Genomic DNA, 19,164 nt, shown 5'->3' on the forward strand with positions numbered 1-19,164 from the left:
CACCAGCACATCTCGCGAGTCGAACGTAAACCTCTCGCGTCGATCGTCGCACTGAGTGGCCGAATCCGCGCCCTGCGTCACGAGCGGGCGCCGAAAAGGAGCCCTCCTGTCCAGGATGGACAAGAGGGCAGGGACCGATCGGCAATCGACCCCGGAAGGCCTTTTTCACCACTACGGACAGGTCATCCGCCAGAGGTGTCCGATTCGGCGTCCGAGCCCGGCCGGGCGCAGTCGTACGGATCGTCCAACCAGCCCTCGGGCAGGACCACCCGGTTGTTGCCGCTGGTGCGGCCGCGCGGGCCGTCCGCACCGATCGGCCAGGGCTGGTCCTGCTCCACCTGGGCGAGGGTTTCGGCCAGATCGGCCAGCGAGGAGGCGTTCGCGAGCCGCACCCGCAGCTCCGAGCCGACCGAGAAGCCCTTGGTGTACCAGGCGACGTGCTTGCGGAAGTCGATCACACCGCGGGTCTCGTCCCCCAGCCACTCGCCGAGCAGCTGCGCGTGGCGCACCATCGCCCGGGCGACGTACCCGAAGTCGGGGCGCGCGTAGTCCACGTCGCCCTCGAAGATCGACACCAGGTCCCGGAACAGCCACGGCCGGCCCAGGCAGCCGCGGCCGACCACGACGCCGTCGCAGCCGGTCTCGCGCATCATCCGCAGCGCGTCGTCGGCCGACCAGATGTCCCCGTTGCCCAGCACCGGCACGTGCGCCGGGACGGACTCGCGCAGCCTGGCGATCGCCGACCAGTCGGCCGTGCCGCCGTAGTGCTGGGCCGCCGTGCGCCCGTGCAGGGCGATCGCGGCCACGCCCTCCTCGGCGCCGATCCGGCCGGCGTCCAGGTAGGTGAGGTGGTCGTCGTCGATGCCCTTGCGCATCTTCATGGTCACCGGGAGGTCGCCCGCGTTGGCCACCGCCTCGCGCAGGATCTCGCGCAGCAGGTTGCGCTTGTACGGCAGCGCCGAGCCGCCGCCCTTGCGGGTGACCTTGGGGACGGGGCAGCCGAAGTTGAGGTCGATGTGGTCGGCCAGGCCCTCGTCCGAGATCATCCGGGCGGCCTTGCCGACGGTCACCGGGTCCACCCCGTACAGCTGGATCGAGCGCGGCTTCTCGCTCGGGTCGAACGTGATCAGCTGCATGGTCTTGGCGTTGCGCTCGACCAGCGCCCGGGTGGTGATCATCTCCGAGACGTACAGCCCCTTGCCGCCGCTCTGCTCGCGGCACAGGGTGCGGAACGGCGCGTTGGTGATGCCGGCCATCGGTGCCAGCACGACGGGGGGCCACACCTGGATCGGGCCGATGTCCAGCGGCGCGAACTCGGTGTCGGGCGCGGTGGGTGCGGGCGTGGCTGTCATGCGCGGCTGACCTCGGGTAGGGGGACGGGACTCTCCATTGTCCCCCACCCGGGTGAGCGGCCTCGTCCCCCGGCCCGGGCCGCCTACTCCGAGCCGGAGCGGTAGCCGATCCGCAGCGAGCCCGAGCCGACCTCGGCCTCCAGGCTGTTCGTGCTCGCGGCGTCGCCCAGGGCCGGGTCGATGTCGCTGTCGCCCGAGCCCGCCCGGCTGTCGATCCGGTAGTGGCTGCCCCTCGGCACGGCCATGGTCACCCCGCCGGAGACGGTGCTCACCCTGACGTCGTGCGGCGCCGAGGTGAAGGCCAGGTCCACCGCGCCGGAGGTGCTGGCCACGTCCGCCCGGGCGGAGGCGAGGTCCGTTCCCTGCACCAGCCCGGAGGTGGTGTCGGCGACGACCGGTCCGGACAGCCGGCGCAGCCTGATCGCCCCGGAGGTGCTGTTCAGCCGGACCTCCCCGGTGAGGCCGGTGACCTCCACCGCCCCCGAGGTCAGCGAGCCGGAGACCGCGGTGCCGGCCGGCACCTCCAGCTCGATGGAGGCCCCGCAGTTGTAGAAGGGCAGGGAGCGCCGGCACGTCACACCGACGGTCATCGTGTCGCCGGCGACGTCGGCGCGCACCTGCGGCTCGGAGACCGTCCAGTCGAGGTTCTTCCGCACCACGACCCGGCCCTGCGCACCCGCCGTGATCCGCACGGCCGCGCTGGTCGTGGCGAGCTCCAGCCGGTGGACGGGCGTGGTGTACGTCTCCTGCTCGATCCGCTCCTGCCGGGCGACCAGGGCCAGGGTCTGCGCCCCGCCCATGACCACCACGAACACGACGGTGAGGACGCCGGTGAGCCGCCAGGCCCTGACGGCCCGGGCGCTCACGCGATCTCCAGGAAGCGCAGCACCGCCATCACCCGGCGGTGGCTGTCGTCGGCCGGCGGCAGGTCGAGCTTGGTGAAGATCGAGTTGATGTGCTTGGCCACCGCGCTGTCGCTGACCACCAGGGCGGCGGCTATGGCCGCGTTGGACCGGCCCTCCGCCATGAGCCCGAGGACCTCCCGCTCGCGCGGGGTCAGCTTCTCCAGCGGATCCCTCCTGCGGCGCACCAGCAGCTGGGCGACGACCTCCGGGTCCAGTGCGGTGCCCCCCTCGGCGACCCGCTGCAGGGCGTCCACGAAGTCGTCCACGTTGGCCACCCGCTGCTTGAGCAGGTAGCCGACGCCGCTGGTGTTGGCGGCCAGCAGGTCGGCGGCGTAGCGCTCCTCCACGAACTGGGAGAGCAGCAGCACGGCGACCTCGGGCCACTGCCGGCGGATGACCATCGCGGCCTTGACGCCCTCGTCGTGGAAGCCCGGGGGCATCCGGACGTCCGCGACCACCACGTCGGGGCGGTGCTCCTCGACCGCGGCCAGCAGCTCCTGGGCGTCCCCGACGGCGGCCACCACCTCGAAGCCCACCGCCTCCAGGACCTTGACCAGGCCGACCCTGAGCAGGACCGAGTCCTCGGCGATCACAGCACGCACGGCAACTCCACAGTGATGGTGGTGGGGCCCCCGAGGGGGCTGAGAACGGACAGCGTGCCGTCGACCGAGGCGGCGCGCTTGCGCAGGCCGGTGAGCCCGGTGCCGCGCGAGGCGTCCGCACCGCCGACGCCGTCGTCGCTGACGACCAGGCGCAGCCGGCCGCCGGCCGTGCGCACCGACACGTCGACGACGGAGGCGCGGGCGTGCTTGGCGACGTTGGTGAGCGCCTCGGAGACGGTGAAGTAGGCGACCGCCTCGACGGTCGGGGCGATCCGCTCGGCCAGGTCGACGTCCAGACGGACCGGCAGCGGGGCGCGGGCGGCGATGCCGGACAGCGCCGCGTCCAGGCCGCGGTCCTCCAGGACGGCCGGGTGCAGGCCGCGGACCAGGTCGCGGAGTTCGTCGATGGCCGCCTGCGCCTCCTCGTGGGCGGCGGTGATCACCTGCATGGCGTCGGGCGGGCAGTCCTTGAGGGTGCGCCGGGCCAGGCCGAGGTTCATCGCGAGGGAGGTGAGGCGCTGCTGGGCGCCGTCGTGCAGGTCGCGTTCGATCCGGCGGCGCTCGGCGTCCACCGCGTCCACCAGGCCGGCCCGGGACTCGGCGATCTCCTCGACCCGCCGCTCCAGCTTCTCGGCCCGGTTGGGCCCGAGCAGGACCTGCGCCGAGCGGACCTCCAGCCAGGCGGCCAGCGTCGCCAGCCACGGCGTCACCACCAGCAGCAGTACGCCGATCCCGGTGAGCACCACGTCCAGCCCGGCCAGCCGGCTGCGCAGTTCCGCCTCGAGCGGCAGCATCCAGACCCACGCGTACAGGGTGGTCAGCACCAGGGCGACGCCCCAGAGGTAGACGACGGCGAGCGCGCCCGCCGCCAGCGCCGGCCCGACCAGCAGGTGGTAGGCGATCTGACGCCAGCCCAGGACGAGCCTCAGCCGACGCAGCCGCCCGCTCGCGGGGACGCCGGGGGGCGGCACCTCCACTCCGTGCAGGACGCGCAGCCGGCCGCGTTGGACAGCGGTGAGCCAGTGGGTGCAGACCAGCACGACCGCGAGGACCGGGAACAGCAGCGACGACGTGGTGACGGCCCCCCAGACGGGCAGGGCCAGGGGTATTCCGGCGGCTATGAAGCGCGCGTCCCGCCAGGCCTCCGGCGACCACGGGGGGCGCCGCAGGCTCCTGACGAGCGCTCGGCGCCACGTGGGGGAGGGCGTACTGGAGGACATGGCGGACAGCGTAGGGCGCGGTGATCAAGGACCGCCATGAAGAGGGGTGCCCGGCGGGGGTGTAGCCAGGTACACCCCCGATTCGGTGCGGGGCACCACCGACAGGAGGCCGGTCGGAGCGGAAGGCTTGACGGCATGACGAGCACTGCACCGCACTCCGCCACTCCGCCGCACGGGCGGCCCGTCCCCGGGAGCCACGGGGGTGCTCCCGGGGGCGCAGCCGTCCCGGTGCCGGAGTCCGGGTCCGGGGTGCCGGGGACGCTGCCGGCCGGCGCCGGGCCCTGGTCGGTCCGCAGCGTCGCCGGGTCCGGGCGCGGCCGGGCCGCGCTGGAGCTCTACCAGCACGGCGAGTTGGCGGACGTCCTGGTCGCCGCCCGGCTCGTGCCGCAGCTGGTGCGCGGCGCCCGGCGCAGCCCGGCCGCGGGCGGCCGCTCCCACGTGCTCGTCTGGGGGCGACTGCCGCTCGACGGCGCGGTGCCCTCGGTGGTGTTCACCGGCGGGCGGCGGCTGTTCCGTACGGTCCGCACGGCCCCCGCCGAGGTGGTCACGGTGGCCGGGTGCTTCTGGCTGGCCTGGGCGCGCGGGCCGTTCGACGCGGTGGTGGTGGAGCACCCGGCGGGCGGCCGGGCCGAGCGGCTGCCGCTGCGGCGGGTGCGGGCGCGGCAGGTCCCGGGCTGCGGGGGTGCGGCGTGACCGCCGCCGTCGTCCAGGGCGCTCCGGCGAGCGCCCTGCCGGAGCGCTTGCGGCGGGTGCCGCGGCTGGCGGCCGTCGGGCTGCTGCCGTGGCTGATGGTGCTGGCCGCCGGCCACGAGACCCCGTGGGTGGTGCTCGACCTGGCGGAGTTCGCCGGTCTGCTCTCGCTGGACACCCTGCTGCTCCGGCGCAGCCCCGCCGCGCCGTGGGCGGGCGCGGCGGTGGCCCTGCTGCTCGCCGGGGACGCGCTGGCCGACACGGCGCTCGCCGGGCCGGGGCCCGCGGCGCCGGCCGCCCTGGCGATGGCGTTCCTCGTCGAGCTGCCGCTGGCCGCGGTGTGCCTGCTGCTCGGGCGGGAGGCGGTGCAACGGCTAGAGGGTGGCGGGCAGTTCGTCCATCAGCGCGCGGGTCTCGTCGTCCAGCGGGGTGTAGGTGACCATCCGGGTGCCGAGCCGGGGGCCGAGCCAGAAGTTGGTGTACTCGCAGCGCAGCAGGCCCACACCCGGCACCTGGAAGCGCTTGATCCCGTTGCCCGGCCGCATCACCTCGTGCCGCTGCCACTCCTCCTCGAAGTCCGGGGACGCCTTGCGCAGCCGGCACAGCAGCGCCTTCCAGGCCGGCTCGGCGGAGTGGTCGGCCATCGCGGCGCGGTACCGGGCCACCATGCCGAGGCGCTCCGTGCGGTAGTCGATCAGCACCTCGCGGAAGCGCGAGTCGGTGAACGCCAGCCACATCAGGTTCCGGTCCTCGGGCGGCAGGTCGTCCAGCACACCGACGAAGCCGGTGTACTGCGCGTTGCACGCCAGCACGTCGTAGCGGGCGTTGAGCACCACGGCCGGGTACGGCGACAGCTGGTCCAGCACCAGCCGCACGCTCGGCGTCACCGAGGGGCACTCGGGGATCGGCGCCGGATCCTCCGCGCCGGCCAGGGTGAACAGGTGCGCCCGCTCGCTCGGGTCCAGCAGCAGCGCCCGGGCCACGGCGTCCAGCACCTGGGTGGACACCTGGATGTCCCGGCCCTGCTCCAGCCACGTGTACCAGGTGACCCCGACGGCGGCGAGCTGCGCCACCTCCTCGCGGCGCAGCCCGGGGGTGCGGCGGCGGCCGGTCATCGGCAGGCCCACCTGTTCGGGTGCGATCCGCTCCCGGCGGCTGCGCAGGAACGCCGCCAGGTCGTGCCGGCGGGCGTCGTCGGAGGTGCTGCGCGGCGTCCCGGCCGAACCGGGACGGGCTTGCGCGACCGGGGTCATCAGGCTCATGGTCCCAGCATGCGGCAGCCCGGATCCTGTTGCCAGGTACTTCTTATACCTGGATAACCACCTCCTGGTACCAGGGTACGAACAGGCGGATCGTATGACCCGTGACTCAACGACTCGCCGTCGCCCCGACCCCGACCCTGACCCGGAACACCGCCGCGGCCACCCCGCGCACCCCCGCCCTCGGCACCGCCGGGCTGGTCACCGTCCTGCTCGGGGCCTTCCTGCCGATGCTCGACTTCTTCATCGTCAACGTCGCCCTTCCCACCATCGACGAGGACCTGGCCGCCGGGCCGGCCGTCCTGGAACTCGTCGCCGCCGGCTACGGCATCGCCTTCGCCGTCCTGCTCGTCCTCGGCGGGCGCCTCGGCGACATCTACGGCCGCCGCAAGCTCTTCGTCGCCGGCGCGGTCGCCTTCGCCCTCACCTCGCTGGCCTGCGGGCTCGCCCCCGACGCGTGGTCCCTGGTCGCCGCCCGGGCCGCCCAGGGCGCCTCGTCCGCACTGCTGATCCCCCAGGTCCTCGGCACCATCACCGCCGCGACCGAGGGCGCCCGGCGCGGCCGCGCGCTCAGCGTCTACGGCGCCGTCGGCGGGATCTCCGTGGTGATCGGCCAGGTGCTCGGCGGGATGCTCGTCGCCGCCGACCTGTTCGGCACCGGGTGGCGCTCGGTCTTCCTGCTGAACGTGCCGTTCGCGCTGCTCGCCGTGGTGCTGGCGGTCCGGTACGTGCCGGAGAGCAAGGCCGCCCGGGCGGCCCGGGTCGACGTGCTCGGCACCGTCCTGCTCACCGCCACCCTGCTCGCCCTCCTCATCCCGCTGATGGAGGGCCGCGCGGCCGGCTGGCCGCTCTGGTCCTGGCTGCTGCTGGCGCTGTTCCCGGTGCTGGCCGTCACCTTCGCCCTGGTCGAGAGCCGCGCCGAGCGGCGCGGGGAGACCCCGCTGGTGCCGCCGACCCTGCTGCGGATCCCCGAGATGCGGCGCGGCCTCGGCATCGCGCTCCCCTACTTCGCGGGCTTCGGCGGCTTCATGTTCAACATCGCCGTCGCCATCCAGCAGGGCCTCCACCTCGGCGTGGTCGCGGCCGGCTGGGCGCTCGTCCCGATGGCCGTCGGCTACTTCAGCGCCTCGCTGGCCGGCCCCCGGCTGATCGGCCGCTGGGGCAGCCGGGTGCTCAGCGCGGGCGCCGTGATCCAGGCCACCGGCCTCGCCACCCTCGCGCTGACCATCCTCGCCGACTGGTCCCACTTCTCCCCGCTGCGGATGGCCCCCGGCGTCGCCCTCGCCGGCATCGGCCAGGGCCTGATCGGCACCCCGCTGTTCCGGGTCGTCCTCTCCAAGGTCCCCGCCGCGCGGGCCGGCGTCGGCAGCGGCGTCCTCGCCACCAGCCAGCAGTCCAGCCTCGCCCTGGGCGTCGCCACCCTCGGGACCCTCTACCTGTCCCTCTCCCCCACCCTCGGCATGGACAGGGCGCTCGCCCTGTGCCTGGGCATCCAGTTGCTCGGCTCCTTCACCATCCTGTACCTGACCACCCGCCTCCCCCGCACCATCGGCTGATCCGGTCGGCCCCACCGGGCCCGGCCGCAGGGCGCACGGCGAACTGGACACGGCGAACGGCACACGGCGAACCGCCCCGCGAACGGCACTCCGCCGCGCGCGGGGCGGTTCCGCGTGCGGCCCCCGGCGGGCACCGACCGGCCGGACACTCCTTCGCGGGAAAACGCCGCGCACCACTCTCGATCGCCGCACGATCCGTTCTAGCGTGGGTCGCATGACAGCCAGAGTCCCCATCCGCCAGCTCCAGCAGCACGCCAGCGAGTTGATCGACCGGGTCGCTGCGGGCGAGCGTGTGGAGATCACCCGCAACGGGCGCCTGATCGCCGTACTGTCGCCGCCGGATCCCGAACAACGGGTCCTGGAGGACCTCGTCCGTGACGGCACCATCGATCCCGAGAACGCCGCCGGCGCACGCGGCCTGGCCGACCGGACCCCGCCCGTGCTCGACGTCCCACTCCCCTCGGCCGCCGAAGCCCTCCACGCGATGCGCGAGGAAGAGGACCGTTGATCTACCTCGACTCCTGCGCCATCCTCACGCTCCTCGTGTCGGAGTCCGAATCCACCGCGCTGTGCACCTTCCTCTCCTCGCACGGCTCCGAAGGCCATGCGACCAGCGCACTGGCCCAGGTCGAGGTACCGCGCGCGCTCCTGCGGATCGGCGCGCCGCAATCACTGTTGGACGCATCGGCGGACCTGCTCGACCGGCTGCTCCGGGTTCGACTCGCCGACCCTATCCTGCGGGCCGCCAGCGCGTTCCCCACCCAGCACCCGCGCACGCTGGACGCCATCCACCTCGCCAGTGCCGAGCACCTGGAGCACGCGCTCACGGCCTTCGTCACCTACGACAAGCGTCTTGCCTCCGCGGCTGAGGAACGCGATCTGCCGGTGATCTCGCCGGGCTCGGTTTCGGTCGCCACCCAGGAGGCATGAGCTGGGGCGCCGCCGGACCGCTGTACGCCAGGGGCGTCCCGGGCCGCCGCTCCGGGCCCGGGGCTCAGCGGTCGGCGAGCGAGCCGACGAAGCGGTCCAGCCGCTCGACGACCTGCCGCAGGAGGTCGACCGAGCCGAGCGGATCCCCGTCGTGTTCCAGACCGTGGTCGGCGCCGGGCAGTTCCAGCACCTCGTGCCCGGTCGCGTCGGCGGTCCGGCGGTCCCACAGCCGGTCGGCGCCGCCGCCGACGAGCAGGGTCGGCGCCTGCGCCCGGCCGAGGGCGCGGGCCACGTGGTCGAGGGTGAGAACGGGCGTCAGCCAGGCCGCCGCGAGCCCCCGGTCCGCGGCCGGACCGGCGGCGAAGGACCCGAGGGACTTGCCGACCAGCAGCCGGCAGGCGCCGCGCTCGGCGTCGACGGCCTCGGCGACCTGCCGCTCGACCCAGGCGACCTGCCCGTCCGCCCCGAAGTCCGTGAAACCGTCCGGGAGTTGCCACCACAGTTCCTGGACCGTCCAGCCGTGCCGGAGCAGCACGGCGCGGGCGAAGTGCAGCAGCGGCCGGGCGGGCGAGTAGCCGCCGCCGGGCAGGACGAGTGCGACACGGGCTGGGTCACCGGCGAAACGGGTGGGCAGGCTCGACGGAGCGGAGTCGGGCATGGCCGCATGGTACCCGCGGGCCGGGCGGTCAGCGGGGGACGAAGTTCTTGTCGAGGAGCAGCTGCAGCACGTCGGTGTGGAAGTCCGGGAAGTCCATCGGGACGATGCCGAGGTGGGCGGGTTGCCGGCTGCGGGCGGCGAGGTAGTCGCGCACGGGCGGGAGGATGGCGTCGGCGTTGACCTTGGGCCAGCCGCCGTTGGCGTAGCTGGTGAAGTCGACGTACATCCGCGCCGAGCCCTGGTCGCCGTAGGCGCGGTCGAACCAGTCGGTGACGGCCCGGGCCTTGGCGGCCAGGCTGATGCCCTGGAAGGTGTCCTGGGTCGCGAACCACGGGTTGGTGCCGCTGGACCACTGGATGACCGACCACGGGTTGGCGAAGTCCGCGGCGAGCACGACGCGGCCGCGGGCCTGGCCGAGGGTGGGCCAGGAGGGGGCGGTCCAGAACAGCGGGCGGTAGCCGAGGTCGTCCAGGTAGTGGCTGACCCGGCGCTGGAACTCGGGTGCCTCGAGCCGGTTGCCGCCCGCGTACTCGTTCCTGAGCCGCATGACCAGGACCTCGCCCGGGTGCGCGGCGAGGAAGGCGCGGCACTGGTCGAGGACGTCCTGGAGGCGCAGGTACTGGTAGGCGTCGCTGTGGTAGATGCCGAGTTCGTCGGCGGTGCCGGCCAGGCCGTTGCAGCGGATGTCCAGGAAGCGGATGCCGCGCAGGAGTTGCTCGGGCACGCCCCAGTTCTGGGTGTGGGACCACTCGGTGCCGTGCCACGGGTCGGTGCAGCAGGAGTCGTGGGTGCCGGGGATGGTCAGGGCCGTCAGCGGGGTGGCGTCGCCCAGGGCGGCCATCCAGGCCGACGGGTCCACGGCGGCGGCTCGGGCCGTTGCCGGCCGGAGGAGTCCGCCGGCGGCCGGCAGGGCGGCGGCTCCCCAACGCAGGACGTCTCGACGGGTGGGGCTGCTCATGGCGCTCCTTCGGCTCGGCCGAGCTCGTACGGGCGTGTCCTCCAACTGGCTTGTGCTCCATCGGGTTTGCTCCGGTCGACCGGTCGCGAAACCCCTGGGACGCGACGGGACGCCGCAGCGCTCCCGGTGCCGGTACCGGACGGTCCGGGTCCGAATCGCGGCTGAATCGACATCGGCCGGCTGTTCCATTGGTGACCTTGACGGGGATGGCCCGCCGCGTACCATCGAGAACGCGCAACCATTGACGGCCTCCGGTCAAGTAGTCGGCGATCGACGGTACTTGACGGGAACGACCCATGGGATGGCGACAGGTGGCCCTGATAGGTCCTGAGGCACTGGAGACCGAGGCGCTGGGGTACCGGATCTTCGGCCTCGGCCGGGACCAGGAGCCGTGGCGGGCGGAACGGCTGATCCGGGAGTTCGGGGTCACCCCGGCGGACGACGAGCGGGCCGAACTGGCCTGGCGGGTCGCCTCCCGCGGCTACTACGCGGAACAGGCCGGGCTGGTCGCGGCCGCCACGCTGGCGGCCGCGACGGACGACGCCCCGCTGCGCCTGGCGTTCGCCACGGCCGTCGGCGACGAGGCCCGGCACGCGGACGCCTTCTACCAGTACGCCCGCACGCTGGACCGGGAGTTGGAGCCGTGCGCCGAACTCCTCGAACCGCTCGACCGGACGCTCACCGAGCTGCCGCACATGGGCCGGATGCTCGTCCACACCATCCTCGAGGGGGCGGCGGCGGACGAGTTCCTCCTGCTGGAGAAGGTCTTCTCCGGCGACTCGCTGGGTCGGATCTACCACCACGTCCGCAGGGACGAGGTGCGGCACGTCGCGATCGGCCTGAACTACCTCGGCCGGGCCACCCGGACACCCGGGCGGCGGGAGGAATTCGAGGCGCACGGCGAGCAGTGGCACCGGACCGGGTTCGCCCTCTGCTCGCTGGAGCCCATCTCGCGGTTCTTCGGCCCCCTGGTCGGACGTGACGCGGAGACCGTCGAGCGATGGTTCGTCCGCCGTCACCGGGCCCGCCTCAAGGCGGCCCGTCTGCACGCGATCACCGTCGAGGCCACGGAGGGGGGTGAATCGACATGAAGATCAAGAAGGTGGTTCTGAAGCAGGTCACAGCCGGTACCTGCAAGTACGTCGTCTCGACCCAGAAGTGACCCGGACGGGGCCGTCGGGCGGGGCGGGAGCCCTCCCGCGCCGCCCGACGCCCCGCGCCGCGGGGCCCGCCGCCCCGCCCGGGCGTCCGGCGCTTCCGTCCGTACGCCCGCCGGTTGCCCCCGCTCACCCGTTGCCCCGTTCACCAGTTCACCCGTTCACGATGGAGTTGGTCGGCTGTGGCGCTCGCCGTCTGCCTGGTGTCGATGCCCTGGCAGTCCCTGGAATCCCCCTCCCTGCCACTGGGGTTGCTGCGCAGCGCCGCCGTCCGCGCGGGGCGGGAGGCGCCGATGACGTACTACGGGAACCTGCGCTGGGCGGAGTTCCTGATGGAGCGCACCGACGGCGCGATCGGTGTCGCCGACTACCACGAGATCGCCGAGAACGGACTGTTCCACGGCCTGGGCGACTGGGCGTTCGCGGGAGTCCTGCACGACGACCCGGAGTTCGGGGTCGCCGCGCTGGAGGCGTACGCGACGGAGCGCGGCCTGGACATCGGGCTGGTCCGGGAGATGCGCGAGCACGCGGACGCGTTCGTCGACCTGGTGGTGGAGGAGCTCCTCGCGCTGGAGGCCGACCTGGTCGGCTTCTCGACCACCTTCATGCAGAACGTTCCCAGCCTGTCGGTCGCCCGGCGGCTCAGGGCGCGCGCGCCGGAGATCGCCGTCCTGTTCGGCGGCGGCAACTGCGACGGCCCGATGGGGGCCGCGCTGCAGCGCAACTTCCCGTACGTCGACTACGTGGTCCGGGGCGAGGGCGAGAAGGCCTTCCCCGCGCTGCTGGCGGCACTGGACGACGGCTCGGACCTGTCGGAGGTCCCGGGCCTGTGCTGGTGGGCCCACGACGGCAGCCAGGCCGTCAACCCCCAGCCGCGCCCACTGGCACCGGGCGAGTTGCTGGTGCCCGACTTCGACGACTGGTTCGCCCGGCTCGACGAGTCCGCCGTCCAGTCCTTCGTGGAGCCGAAGCTCGTCCTGGAGGCGGCTCGCGGCTGCTGGTGGGGCGAGAAGCACCACTGCACCTTCTGCGGGCTCAACGGCACCCTGATGGAGTTCCGCTCCAAGCGGCCGGAGACGATCGTCGACGAGATCGGCTCGCTGATCGAGCGCCACCAGGTGCTCGACGTGATCATGGTCGACAACATCATCGACAACCGGTACTTCAGGACGGTGCTCCCGATGCTGGAGGAGCGCGGCTGGGACCTGCGGATCCACTACGAGGTGAAGTCCAACCTCCGGCCCGCCGAGATCGCCGCGCTGCGCCGGGTCGGCGCCGTCCACGTGCAGCCGGGCATCGAGTCGCTGGTCTCCCCCGTCCTGAAGATCATGGACAAGGGCGTCACCGGCGTCCAGAACGTCCGCACCCTGCGCGACTGCGAGTCCCAGGGCCTCACCGTGTCGTGGAACTGGCTCTACGGCTTCCCGCACGAGCGGATCCAGGACTACGAGCGGGTGATCGCCCAACTGCCCGCGCTGGTGCACCTCCAACCGCCCGCCGGCGCCGCACGCATCCTGCTGGAACGCTTCAGCCCGTACTTCGAACGGCCGGAGCTGGGCTTCCCCGGGCGCACCACCGCCGCCGCCTACCGGCACGTGTACGCGCTGCCGGAGGAACGGCTCCAGGACATGGTGTACCTGTTCGACACCGAGCCGGCCGGCATCACCGACGAGCAGGTCAAGGCCCTGCACGACCAGCTGAACGCCTGGTCGGACGCCTACCACGACAGCTCGCTGTCCTGCACGGAGTGCGACGGCGCGCTGGTCGTCGAGGACCGGCGGACCGGCTGGCCGGAGCGGACGCACCGGATCGAGGCGCCGGAGTTCGTCGCCGCCTACCGGGAACTCGAGGCCGGACGGTCCGCGCCCGCCCTGCGGGAGCGGCTCGCCGAACTCGGGCACCACGTGGCCCCCGACCGACTGGCCGAGTGGCTCGGCCGACTCGCCGACGACGGGCTGGTGTTCGAGGAGCACGGGCGCTGGATCACCCTCGCCACCTCGATCGAGCCGATCAAGGTGGCGGTCTGAGATGGCCGCGACCACCCTGCCGGCGACCCGGCTCGCGCTCGACCACGAGGAGTTCGCGCTGCGCGGCGTCGAACCGGCCGCGCTGTCCACCCGCGTCGTCCACGTGCCCGAGCCGATCCCGTTCGGCGTGTCCCCCGCCCGCGACCTGCGCTGGCTGCGCCTGCTCCGGGAGGCGACCAGCCACGCCGTCCGGCTGCGCTGGACCCTCGGCGGGGTCCCGCACCTGCCCGTCGGCACCCTGGCGCACCTCGTCCCCCCGGAAGGCGGAGTCGGGGCCGACGCCGAACGCTACGCACGGGCCTGGGCGGGCGAGTACCGGTACGGGCTGTTCTACTACCGGCACGGGCCCGGCTTCGTCGCCGTGAAGGACGTCCGGCCCGAGCACGAGATGGGCCGGCTGGTGATCGACGAGGGCTCCGAGCACTTCCTCGCCATGGCCCGGGCCACCACCCTGGCGGACCTCGACCCGGCGGCGCGGGCGGCGGTGGACGACGCGGTGGAGGCGGAGCTCGCCGTCGTCGCGGACGACACGGTGCTGGTGCTGCCGTATCGGATGCGGAACTGGCCGGTGCCGTACATCGCCGTCTGAGCGGGCGCGCCGGCCGGGCCGCGGCCGGCCGTGCGGTGGCCCGGCCGCGGCGCCGGGCCACCCGGCGGACCGGCCCCGACGGACCGGCCCGCCGCCGTCAGCGGTCCCGGGTCGCCCGCAGGGTCAGCTCCTCGACGTTCACGTGCGCCGGCTGGTCGACCACCCAGCCGACCGCCGCCGCGACGTCCTCCGGGAGCAGCGGCTCGAAACCCCACACCGAGGGGTCGTGCACCATGGGCTCGCCGTCCCCGCGGATCACCGAGGCGAACTCGGTGTTCGTCGTGCCGGGGTTGATCAGGCAGATCCGCACCCCGTCCATCCCCTTCTCCCGGCGCACCGACCGGGCGAAGCCCCGCAGTCCGTGCTTGGCGGCCGCGTACGCGGCGTAGTCGGGGGCCGGGTCCACCCCGAAGACCGAGCCGATCAGGACCAGCGTCCCGCCACTGCCGCGCAGGGGCTCGGCGGCCGCCGCGGTGAGCTGCATGGCCGCGGTGAGGTTGAGGGCGACGGCGGCCGGCCACACCCGGTGGTCGGCCTCGCCGACCGGCCCGTACCCCCGGCCGTGCCCGGCCGCGGCGACCACCACGTCGAGGCCGCCGAAGGCCTCCAGCGCCTCGCAGACGACCTGCTCCGCGACCCCCGCCTCGCTCAGGTCCCCGGGCAAGGGCAGGCACGCGGTGGGCAGTTCGCCCCGCAGGGCGGCCAGCCGGTCGCCCCGCCGTCCGACCGCCGCGATGTCGTAGCCCCGTCCGGCGAGGTGCACGGCGGTGGCGCGCCCGATGCCGCTGGTGGCACCGGTGACGAGGGCGGTCCTGCGCTTGGTCATGTCCGGTTCTCCTCCGGCAGAACGGTTCGGGGCCGGGTCGTGGCGACCACGAGGGTCCCGGCCAGGGCGACCGAGGCGAAGACGACCAGCGCCCCGGTGGTGCCGGCCACGCCGGCCAGGGTGCCGCCCAGCAACGCGCCGACCGGCATGACGAGCTGGCCCAGCGAGCGGGACAGGCCGAGCACCCGGCCGAGCTGGTCCGGCGGGGAGAGCAGCTGCTGGAGCGTCACCGAGCTGACGGCCCAGACCGTCGCGCAGAAGCCGAACACCAGCTGGTAGGTGATCAGCACCGGCAGCGCGAAGCCGAGCGAGGCCACCGGGATCAGGAACAGGGCGGCGGCCGCGACCGGGCCGAAGAGCGGGATCACCCTGGTCAGACCGACCCGCGCGATCACCTTCCTGGCGGTGAGGACGGCCGTCACCGCCGCCACGCTGAAGGCGGCCGTACTGGCCCCGACCTCGCCGGGGCCCAGGTCGGCGACCTCGTAGGCGAAGTACGCGTACAGGCCGCCGAGCCCGGCCCCGCCGAAGTTGAGGGCGGCGGCGGCCACGGCGAGCCGCGCCAGCACCGGCTGGTCGCGCAGCACCCCGACGCCCTCACGCAGGGACTCGGCGATCCCCGGCCGCGCGGCCGGGGCATCCGGGGCGGGGTCGCGCCGGAGTCTGGGCAGGCTCAGGGCCAGCGCGGACAACCCGTAGCTGACCGCGTCGGCCACCATCGCGGTGGCCGCACCCACCGCCTGCACCAGCCCCGCGGCCAGCCCCGGGCCGGCGATCTGGCCGACCGAACGCGCCCCGGCCAGCTTGGCGTTGGCGGCGACCAGGCCCTCGGCGGGCACGAAGGCGGGCACCACCGTCGGCACCGCGATGGCGGACAGCCCGCCGAGCGCACCGGAGAGCGTGGCCACCGCGTACAGGTGGACCAGCGTCAACGCGCCGGCGGCGTGCGCCAGCGGCACGGTGGCGATCAGCACGAGCTGGACGAGGTCGACGGTGACCAGCAGCCGCCGCCGCGCCGGGACCCGGTCGACCAGCACCCCGGCGAACGGCCCGGTCAGGCCCTGCACCCCGTACTCCAGGGCGAACAGCAGCGAGGCGGCGAGCGGGCCCGCGCCCAGCAGGAGGATCGCCAGGGTCGGCAGCGCCAGCGCCGTGACCTGGGTACCCGCCACGCTGACCCCCTGCGAGAACATCAGGGCGGGGACGGCTCTGCGGGACGGAGAGGGAGGAGCGGCCACCGGGACGGTTCCCACATCCTCATCTGTCATGTCCCCCAAGCTACTTCATCACGCCGAGGCGCAGAAGCACGCACCCGCCCGGGCGGTTCGGCCGGACCACGGTCGAGCGCGGAGGAGAAGGAGCACCGGCCCGGAGGAAGGGATCCGGCCCGGAACCGGGGAATCGGCGGACGAGGCCGGCAGGGCCGTGAGCCCGCCACTCCCGGAGGCCGACCGCTCAGGGCGCGAGCGGGCCCAGAGCGGTGGGCCGCAGCGCGGCGGCGCCGGCGGAACCGCGCAGCAGGGCTGCCAGGTCGTGGGGCGGCGCCGGTTCGGGGGTCGGGGTGGCGGCCGTGATGCGGTCCAGGCGGAAGCCACGGCCCGCCTGACGGGTGCGGCACCAGGCGATGAGGTACCACTTGCCGTCCGCGGTGAGCAGCCCGGCCGGCTCCACCGTGCGGTCGCTCTCCCGCCCGGCCGCGTCGGCGTAGGACAGCCGCAGCACGGTGCCGTCGGTGAGGGCCCGTTCCACGGCGGTGCGGACCGGCTCCCCGGTACGGGGCGGCAGAGCGACGATCCGGCCTGCGAGGTCCTGGGCCGCCGACGAGGCGGGGCCGGTCATCGAGGCGGCGATCTTCTGGGCGGCCGTGCGGACGGCGCCGGCGTAGGGGGCCGAGGAGTCGGCCACGGCGAGCGCGGCGACCAGGGCGGAGGCCTCCTCGGGGGTGAACCGGATCGGTGGGAGGGTCGTCGCCGGATCGATGGCCCAGCCGCCGCCCCGACCGGTGACGGCGCGCACGGGGACGCCCGACTCCATCAGTGCCTGGAGGTCCCGCTGGACGGTGCGGGTGCTCACCTCGAACCGCGCGGCGAGCGCGGCGACCGTCAACGATCGCGGCGCCGCCGCGCGCAACTCTTCGACCAGGGCGTAGAGCCGGGGCGTGCGGTTCATGCGGACGACGCTACCCGCACGAGCCGAGCGCCCTCACGCGCCGGCCAGGAAGTCCTGCTCCCTCCGCTGTTCGCGCGCCGTGACGGCCAGCGGGAACAGCGTGAAGCCGTGCATCGCCCCGGCGACGGCATCGAGTTGTACGGGCGCCCCGGCGGCCCTCCACCGCTGGGCGAGGAAGAGCGAGTCGTCCAGCAGCGGGTCCTCGGTGCCGACCACGATCCGGGCGGGTGGCAGGCCGTGCAGGTCGGCGAACAGCGGAGAGACCTCCGGGTCGCGGCGCTGCTCCGAGGTCAGTCCCGGCGTGAAGAGTTCGTAGGTGCGGCGCAGCGAGTCGGAGTTGCTCAGCAGCGGCCGCGAGCCGAACAGCCGCTGGCTCGGCGTCATCGACAGGTCGTACGGGCCGAAGGCCAGGTGGGCGGCGCGGAAAGCACCGGTGACGCCGTGCCGGTCGCGCAGGCGGAGCAGGGTCAGCACTGACAGATGGGCGCCGGCCGATTCGCCGCCGATCAGCAGCCGGCGGGTGCCGTACTCGGCTTCGGCGTGCTCGACCAGCCACCGGGCGGCCGCCTCGCAGTCGTCGGGGCCGGCGGGAAACGGGTGCTCGGGCGCCAGGCGGTAGTCGACGCTCACCACGGCCAGTCGGGCTCCTTCGGCGAGCCGCCACAACTTCTCGTCCTGCCCGTCCGCCGAGCCGAACGCCCAGCCGCCGCCGTGGATGTGGAGGTAGACGCCCTCGACGCGCGGGGGCACGAACGCGCGGACCGCCACTCCGGAGGGCAGGACGCGGTCCTGCCCCTGGGCCAGCCGCACCGGGGGCGCGTCTCCGCCGAGCCTGTTGCGGCGCAGTTCCGCCATGGTGGCCGCATCGAGGGGCCGGTCACGGGCCGGCCGGAGGGCGACGGCCGCCTCGAACCGGGCGTTGAAGGCGAGGGTTTCGGTGAGGAGGTCTTCGTCGGTGATCATCATGCGTCGATGGTGGCGGTAGTCCGCGACAACGCCGTGTCACCCTTTTCCGGTGACCTGCGCCACAGCGCCGCCACCGGCCGACCACCCGCCACCGGCCGGCCCGCCGCGACCGGCCGACCACCCGCCACCGCCGGCCGTCGGCGCTCGCCGGCCGTCAGCGCTCGCCGCCGCGGGGCAGCACGGGTTTCACGTCCAGGATCGGCGTGCCGTCGATCGCCTCCAGACCGCTGACGTGGATCCGCAGGCCGTCCACGGCGAGGATGGTCACCGGGTGCAGGCCGATGGGGTTGGGGCGGTCGGGCGAGCGGGTGGCGAAGACGCCGGTCTCCGGCCGGGAGAGGTCGCCGCGCGGGTGGACGGCGAGCACGGTGCGGTCGGCCCGGTCGAGCCAGGTCAGCAGCAGCACCTGCTGTCCTTCGGCCAGGTCCCGCAGGGCCCGCTCGACCGCCGGGTCGAACACCAGCCAGGCGTCCGGTCCGCCCTCGTCGCCCTGCTTGGGGGCGTCCTTCCGGTCCGTCAGCGGCGACTCCACCCGGCCGATCACCCTGACCCGGTAGTCCTGGTCCGCCATCGCGCTCCTCCCGTCCCTCACCGGTGCCGGTTCCGTTCGGTGCCGCTCCGCTCCTCCGCCGATCATCGCACCGGCTCACCGGCGGCCCCACCCGAAATCCGGTGGGCCGCCACCGGGCTTCGTGTCAGAATGACGATATGAGTGATCAGTACGCGGGGGAGCTCGCCGACGTCCGCAACCGCGAGGACCTGGCCGCCCTGATGGCCGCCGGGGCGCAGCCGAAGTGGGTGATGTTCTGGGGCCACACCCCGCGCAAGGGCGGTGGGACGAACCAGGAGTGCCTGAGCCAGTGGTGGCCCTGCCGGTTCACCGTCGACGGGGTGGCGTACCCGTCCGCCGAGCACTGGATGATGGCCGGCAAGGCCCGGATGTTCGGCGACGAGGCCGTCGAGCAGCGCATCCTCGCGGCCCGCACGCCCGCCGAGGCGAAGAAGCTGGGCCGACTGGTCAGGGGCTTCGACGACCAGGTGTGGGCGGCCGGACGGTTCGACCTGGTGGTCGAGGGCAACGTCGCGAAGTTCAGCCAGGACGAGGCGTTGCGCGCCTACCTGCTGGGCACCGGCGGCCGCGTCCTGGTCGAGGCCAGTCCGCTGGACCGGATCTGGGGCATCGGGCTGGCCGCGGACGACGTCCGTGCCGAACGGCCGGTGGAGTGGCGGGGGTTGAACCTGCTCGGCTTCGCCCTGATGGAGGCGCGGGCGCGGCTGGCGCGGTGACGCCCGGAGACCC

The 19,164-nt window shown here is 74.0% G+C and carries 20 protein-coding genes; 8 read left to right on the forward strand and 12 right to left on the reverse strand.

Features of this window, described 5'->3' with window-relative positions; genetic code table 11:
• Window positions 1-182 precede the first annotated feature (182 nt).
• The 4 genes from dusB to ACGF07_RS27905 all read right to left on the reverse strand — a co-directional run bounded on the left by dusB (window position 183) and on the right by ACGF07_RS27905 (window position 4,079).
• Window positions 183-1,352: a tRNA dihydrouridine synthase DusB gene (gene dusB, locus ACGF07_RS27890; RefSeq protein ID WP_350745573.1), complete on the reverse strand. Its 1,170-nt coding sequence runs from the start codon at window positions 1,350-1,352 to the stop codon at window positions 183-185.
• Window positions 1,353-1,435: 83 nt separating this feature from the next.
• A complete protein-coding gene (locus tag ACGF07_RS27895; protein ID WP_350745575.1) occupies window positions 1,436-2,218 on the reverse strand; it encodes a DUF4097 family beta strand repeat-containing protein in 783 nt (260 codons plus the stop codon).
• Window positions 2,215-2,859, reverse strand: coding sequence for a response regulator transcription factor (locus ACGF07_RS27900; RefSeq protein WP_350745578.1), 645 nt, complete (start codon window positions 2,857-2,859; stop codon window positions 2,215-2,217). The genes ACGF07_RS27895 and ACGF07_RS27900 overlap by 4 nt, the downstream gene beginning before the upstream one ends.
• Entirely contained in the window at window positions 2,847-4,079 is a 1,233-nt protein-coding gene (locus ACGF07_RS27905; protein ID WP_392903087.1) for a histidine kinase, read from the reverse strand. The genes ACGF07_RS27900 and ACGF07_RS27905 overlap by 13 nt, the downstream gene beginning before the upstream one ends.
• 135 nt (window positions 4,080-4,214) lie before the next feature.
• Here ACGF07_RS27905 and ACGF07_RS27910 point away from each other — a divergent pair, with 135 nt between their 5' ends.
• Complete coding sequence (locus ACGF07_RS27910; RefSeq protein WP_392903089.1) at window positions 4,215-4,772, forward strand: hypothetical protein; 558 nt, start codon at window positions 4,215-4,217, stop codon at window positions 4,770-4,772.
• A gap of 371 nt (window positions 4,773-5,143) precedes the next feature.
• Here the strand turns inward: ACGF07_RS27910 and ACGF07_RS27915 are convergent, their stop codons facing one another.
• Entirely contained in the window at window positions 5,144-6,022 is an 879-nt protein-coding gene (locus ACGF07_RS27915; protein ID WP_350745600.1) for a helix-turn-helix transcriptional regulator, read from the reverse strand.
• 110 nt (window positions 6,023-6,132) lie between these two features.
• On the opposite strand from ACGF07_RS27915, the gene ACGF07_RS27920 reads away from it, so the two are divergent.
• From ACGF07_RS27920 to ACGF07_RS27930, 3 genes are all read left to right on the forward strand, one after another.
• Entirely contained in the window at window positions 6,133-7,584 is a 1,452-nt protein-coding gene (locus tag ACGF07_RS27920; RefSeq protein WP_392903091.1) for an MFS transporter, read from the forward strand.
• Window positions 7,585-7,798: 214 nt separating this feature from the next.
• Window positions 7,799-8,092: a type II toxin-antitoxin system Phd/YefM family antitoxin gene (locus tag ACGF07_RS27925; protein WP_392903093.1), complete on the forward strand. Its 294-nt coding sequence runs from the start codon at window positions 7,799-7,801 to the stop codon at window positions 8,090-8,092.
• On the forward strand, window positions 8,089-8,514 hold the full coding sequence (locus ACGF07_RS27930; protein WP_392903095.1) for a type II toxin-antitoxin system VapC family toxin: 426 nt from the start codon (window positions 8,089-8,091) through the stop codon (window positions 8,512-8,514). Before ACGF07_RS27925 ends, ACGF07_RS27930 begins: the two co-directional genes overlap by 4 nt.
• A 64-nt stretch (window positions 8,515-8,578) precedes the next feature.
• On the opposite strand, the gene ACGF07_RS27935 is transcribed toward ACGF07_RS27930, so the two are convergent.
• Both ACGF07_RS27935 and ACGF07_RS27940 read right to left on the reverse strand, forming a co-directional pair.
• Window positions 8,579-9,172: an alpha/beta hydrolase gene (locus ACGF07_RS27935; protein WP_392903097.1), complete on the reverse strand. Its 594-nt coding sequence runs from the start codon at window positions 9,170-9,172 to the stop codon at window positions 8,579-8,581.
• A 28-nt stretch (window positions 9,173-9,200) separates the two neighbouring features.
• On the reverse strand, window positions 9,201-10,130 hold the full coding sequence (locus tag ACGF07_RS27940) for a phosphatidylinositol-specific phospholipase C (protein WP_392903099.1): 930 nt from the start codon (window positions 10,128-10,130) through the stop codon (window positions 9,201-9,203).
• Between the two features lie 296 nt (window positions 10,131-10,426).
• Between ACGF07_RS27940 and ACGF07_RS27945 the strand changes: the two genes are divergently transcribed.
• From ACGF07_RS27945 to ACGF07_RS27955, 3 genes are all read left to right on the forward strand, one after another.
• Complete coding sequence (locus tag ACGF07_RS27945; RefSeq protein ID WP_392903102.1) at window positions 10,427-11,221, forward strand: ferritin-like domain-containing protein; 795 nt, start codon at window positions 10,427-10,429, stop codon at window positions 11,219-11,221.
• Window positions 11,222-11,469: 248 nt separating this feature from the next.
• A complete protein-coding gene (locus ACGF07_RS27950) occupies window positions 11,470-13,314 on the forward strand; it encodes a RiPP maturation radical SAM C-methyltransferase (RefSeq protein WP_392903104.1) in 1,845 nt (614 codons plus the stop codon).
• Window position 13,315: 1 nt separating this feature from the next.
• On the forward strand, window positions 13,316-13,903 hold the full coding sequence (locus ACGF07_RS27955) for a DUF5825 family protein (protein ID WP_392903106.1): 588 nt from the start codon (window positions 13,316-13,318) through the stop codon (window positions 13,901-13,903).
• Window positions 13,904-14,000: 97 nt separating this feature from the next.
• Here the strand turns inward: ACGF07_RS27955 and ACGF07_RS27960 are convergent, their stop codons facing one another.
• From ACGF07_RS27960 to tsaA, 5 genes are all read right to left on the reverse strand, one after another.
• Window positions 14,001-14,729 (reverse strand): SDR family oxidoreductase, encoded by a 729-nt coding sequence (locus tag ACGF07_RS27960; protein ID WP_392903108.1) that lies wholly within the window; start codon window positions 14,727-14,729, stop codon window positions 14,001-14,003.
• Entirely contained in the window at window positions 14,726-15,997 is a 1,272-nt protein-coding gene (locus ACGF07_RS27965) for an MFS transporter (protein WP_392903110.1), read from the reverse strand. Before ACGF07_RS27965 ends, ACGF07_RS27960 begins: the two co-directional genes overlap by 4 nt.
• 187 nt (window positions 15,998-16,184) lie before the next feature.
• Complete coding sequence (locus ACGF07_RS27970) at window positions 16,185-16,898, reverse strand: helix-turn-helix transcriptional regulator (RefSeq protein WP_392903113.1); 714 nt, start codon at window positions 16,896-16,898, stop codon at window positions 16,185-16,187.
• 33 nt (window positions 16,899-16,931) lie between these two features.
• Window positions 16,932-17,864: an alpha/beta hydrolase gene (locus ACGF07_RS27975; protein ID WP_392903116.1), complete on the reverse strand. Its 933-nt coding sequence runs from the start codon at window positions 17,862-17,864 to the stop codon at window positions 16,932-16,934.
• Window positions 17,865-18,018: 154 nt separating this feature from the next.
• Window positions 18,019-18,435, reverse strand: coding sequence for a tRNA (N6-threonylcarbamoyladenosine(37)-N6)-methyltransferase TrmO (gene tsaA, locus ACGF07_RS27980; RefSeq protein ID WP_350746131.1), 417 nt, complete (start codon window positions 18,433-18,435; stop codon window positions 18,019-18,021).
• Window positions 18,436-18,572: 137 nt separating this feature from the next.
• On the opposite strand from tsaA, the gene ACGF07_RS27985 reads away from it, so the two are divergent.
• On the forward strand, window positions 18,573-19,151 hold the full coding sequence (locus ACGF07_RS27985; protein WP_350746134.1) for an NADAR family protein: 579 nt from the start codon (window positions 18,573-18,575) through the stop codon (window positions 19,149-19,151).
• The last annotated feature ends 13 nt before the right edge of the window (window positions 19,152-19,164 follow it).

This window comes from Kitasatospora sp. NPDC048194 (genome assembly GCF_043202455.1).
Taxonomy (GTDB): domain Bacteria; phylum Actinomycetota; class Actinomycetes; order Streptomycetales; family Streptomycetaceae; genus Kitasatospora.

What these genes read in the sequence shown, in the direction of transcription:
- dusB (WP_350745573.1), bottom strand. Translation starts at nt 1,352, where the DNA reads ATGACAGCCACGCCCGCACCCACCGCGCCCGACACCGAGTTCGCGCCG.
- ACGF07_RS27905 (WP_392903087.1), bottom strand. Translation starts at nt 4,079, where the DNA reads ATGTCCTCCAGTACGCCCTCCCCCACGTGGCGCCGAGCGCTCGTCAGG.
- ACGF07_RS27910 (WP_392903089.1), top strand. Translation starts at nt 4,215, where the DNA reads ATGACGAGCACTGCACCGCACTCCGCCACTCCGCCGCACGGGCGGCCC.
- ACGF07_RS27915 (WP_350745600.1), bottom strand. Translation starts at nt 6,022, where the DNA reads ATGACCCCGGTCGCGCAAGCCCGTCCCGGTTCGGCCGGGACGCCGCGC.
- ACGF07_RS27925 (WP_392903093.1), top strand. Translation starts at nt 7,799, where the DNA reads ATGACAGCCAGAGTCCCCATCCGCCAGCTCCAGCAGCACGCCAGCGAG.
- ACGF07_RS27935 (WP_392903097.1), bottom strand. Translation starts at nt 9,172, where the DNA reads ATGCCCGACTCCGCTCCGTCGAGCCTGCCCACCCGTTTCGCCGGTGAC.
- ACGF07_RS27940 (WP_392903099.1), bottom strand. Translation starts at nt 10,130, where the DNA reads ATGAGCAGCCCCACCCGTCGAGACGTCCTGCGTTGGGGAGCCGCCGCC.
- ACGF07_RS27945 (WP_392903102.1), top strand. Translation starts at nt 10,427, where the DNA reads ATGGGATGGCGACAGGTGGCCCTGATAGGTCCTGAGGCACTGGAGACC.
- ACGF07_RS27955 (WP_392903106.1), top strand. Translation starts at nt 13,316, where the DNA reads ATGGCCGCGACCACCCTGCCGGCGACCCGGCTCGCGCTCGACCACGAG.
- ACGF07_RS27960 (WP_392903108.1), bottom strand. Translation starts at nt 14,729, where the DNA reads ATGACCAAGCGCAGGACCGCCCTCGTCACCGGTGCCACCAGCGGCATC.
- ACGF07_RS27965 (WP_392903110.1), bottom strand. Translation starts at nt 15,997, where the DNA reads ATGACAGATGAGGATGTGGGAACCGTCCCGGTGGCCGCTCCTCCCTCT.
- ACGF07_RS27970 (WP_392903113.1), bottom strand. Translation starts at nt 16,898, where the DNA reads ATGAACCGCACGCCCCGGCTCTACGCCCTGGTCGAAGAGTTGCGCGCG.
- ACGF07_RS27975 (WP_392903116.1), bottom strand. Translation starts at nt 17,864, where the DNA reads ATGATGATCACCGACGAAGACCTCCTCACCGAAACCCTCGCCTTCAAC.
- tsaA (WP_350746131.1), bottom strand. Translation starts at nt 18,435, where the DNA reads ATGGCGGACCAGGACTACCGGGTCAGGGTGATCGGCCGGGTGGAGTCG.
- ACGF07_RS27985 (WP_350746134.1), top strand. Translation starts at nt 18,573, where the DNA reads ATGAGTGATCAGTACGCGGGGGAGCTCGCCGACGTCCGCAACCGCGAG.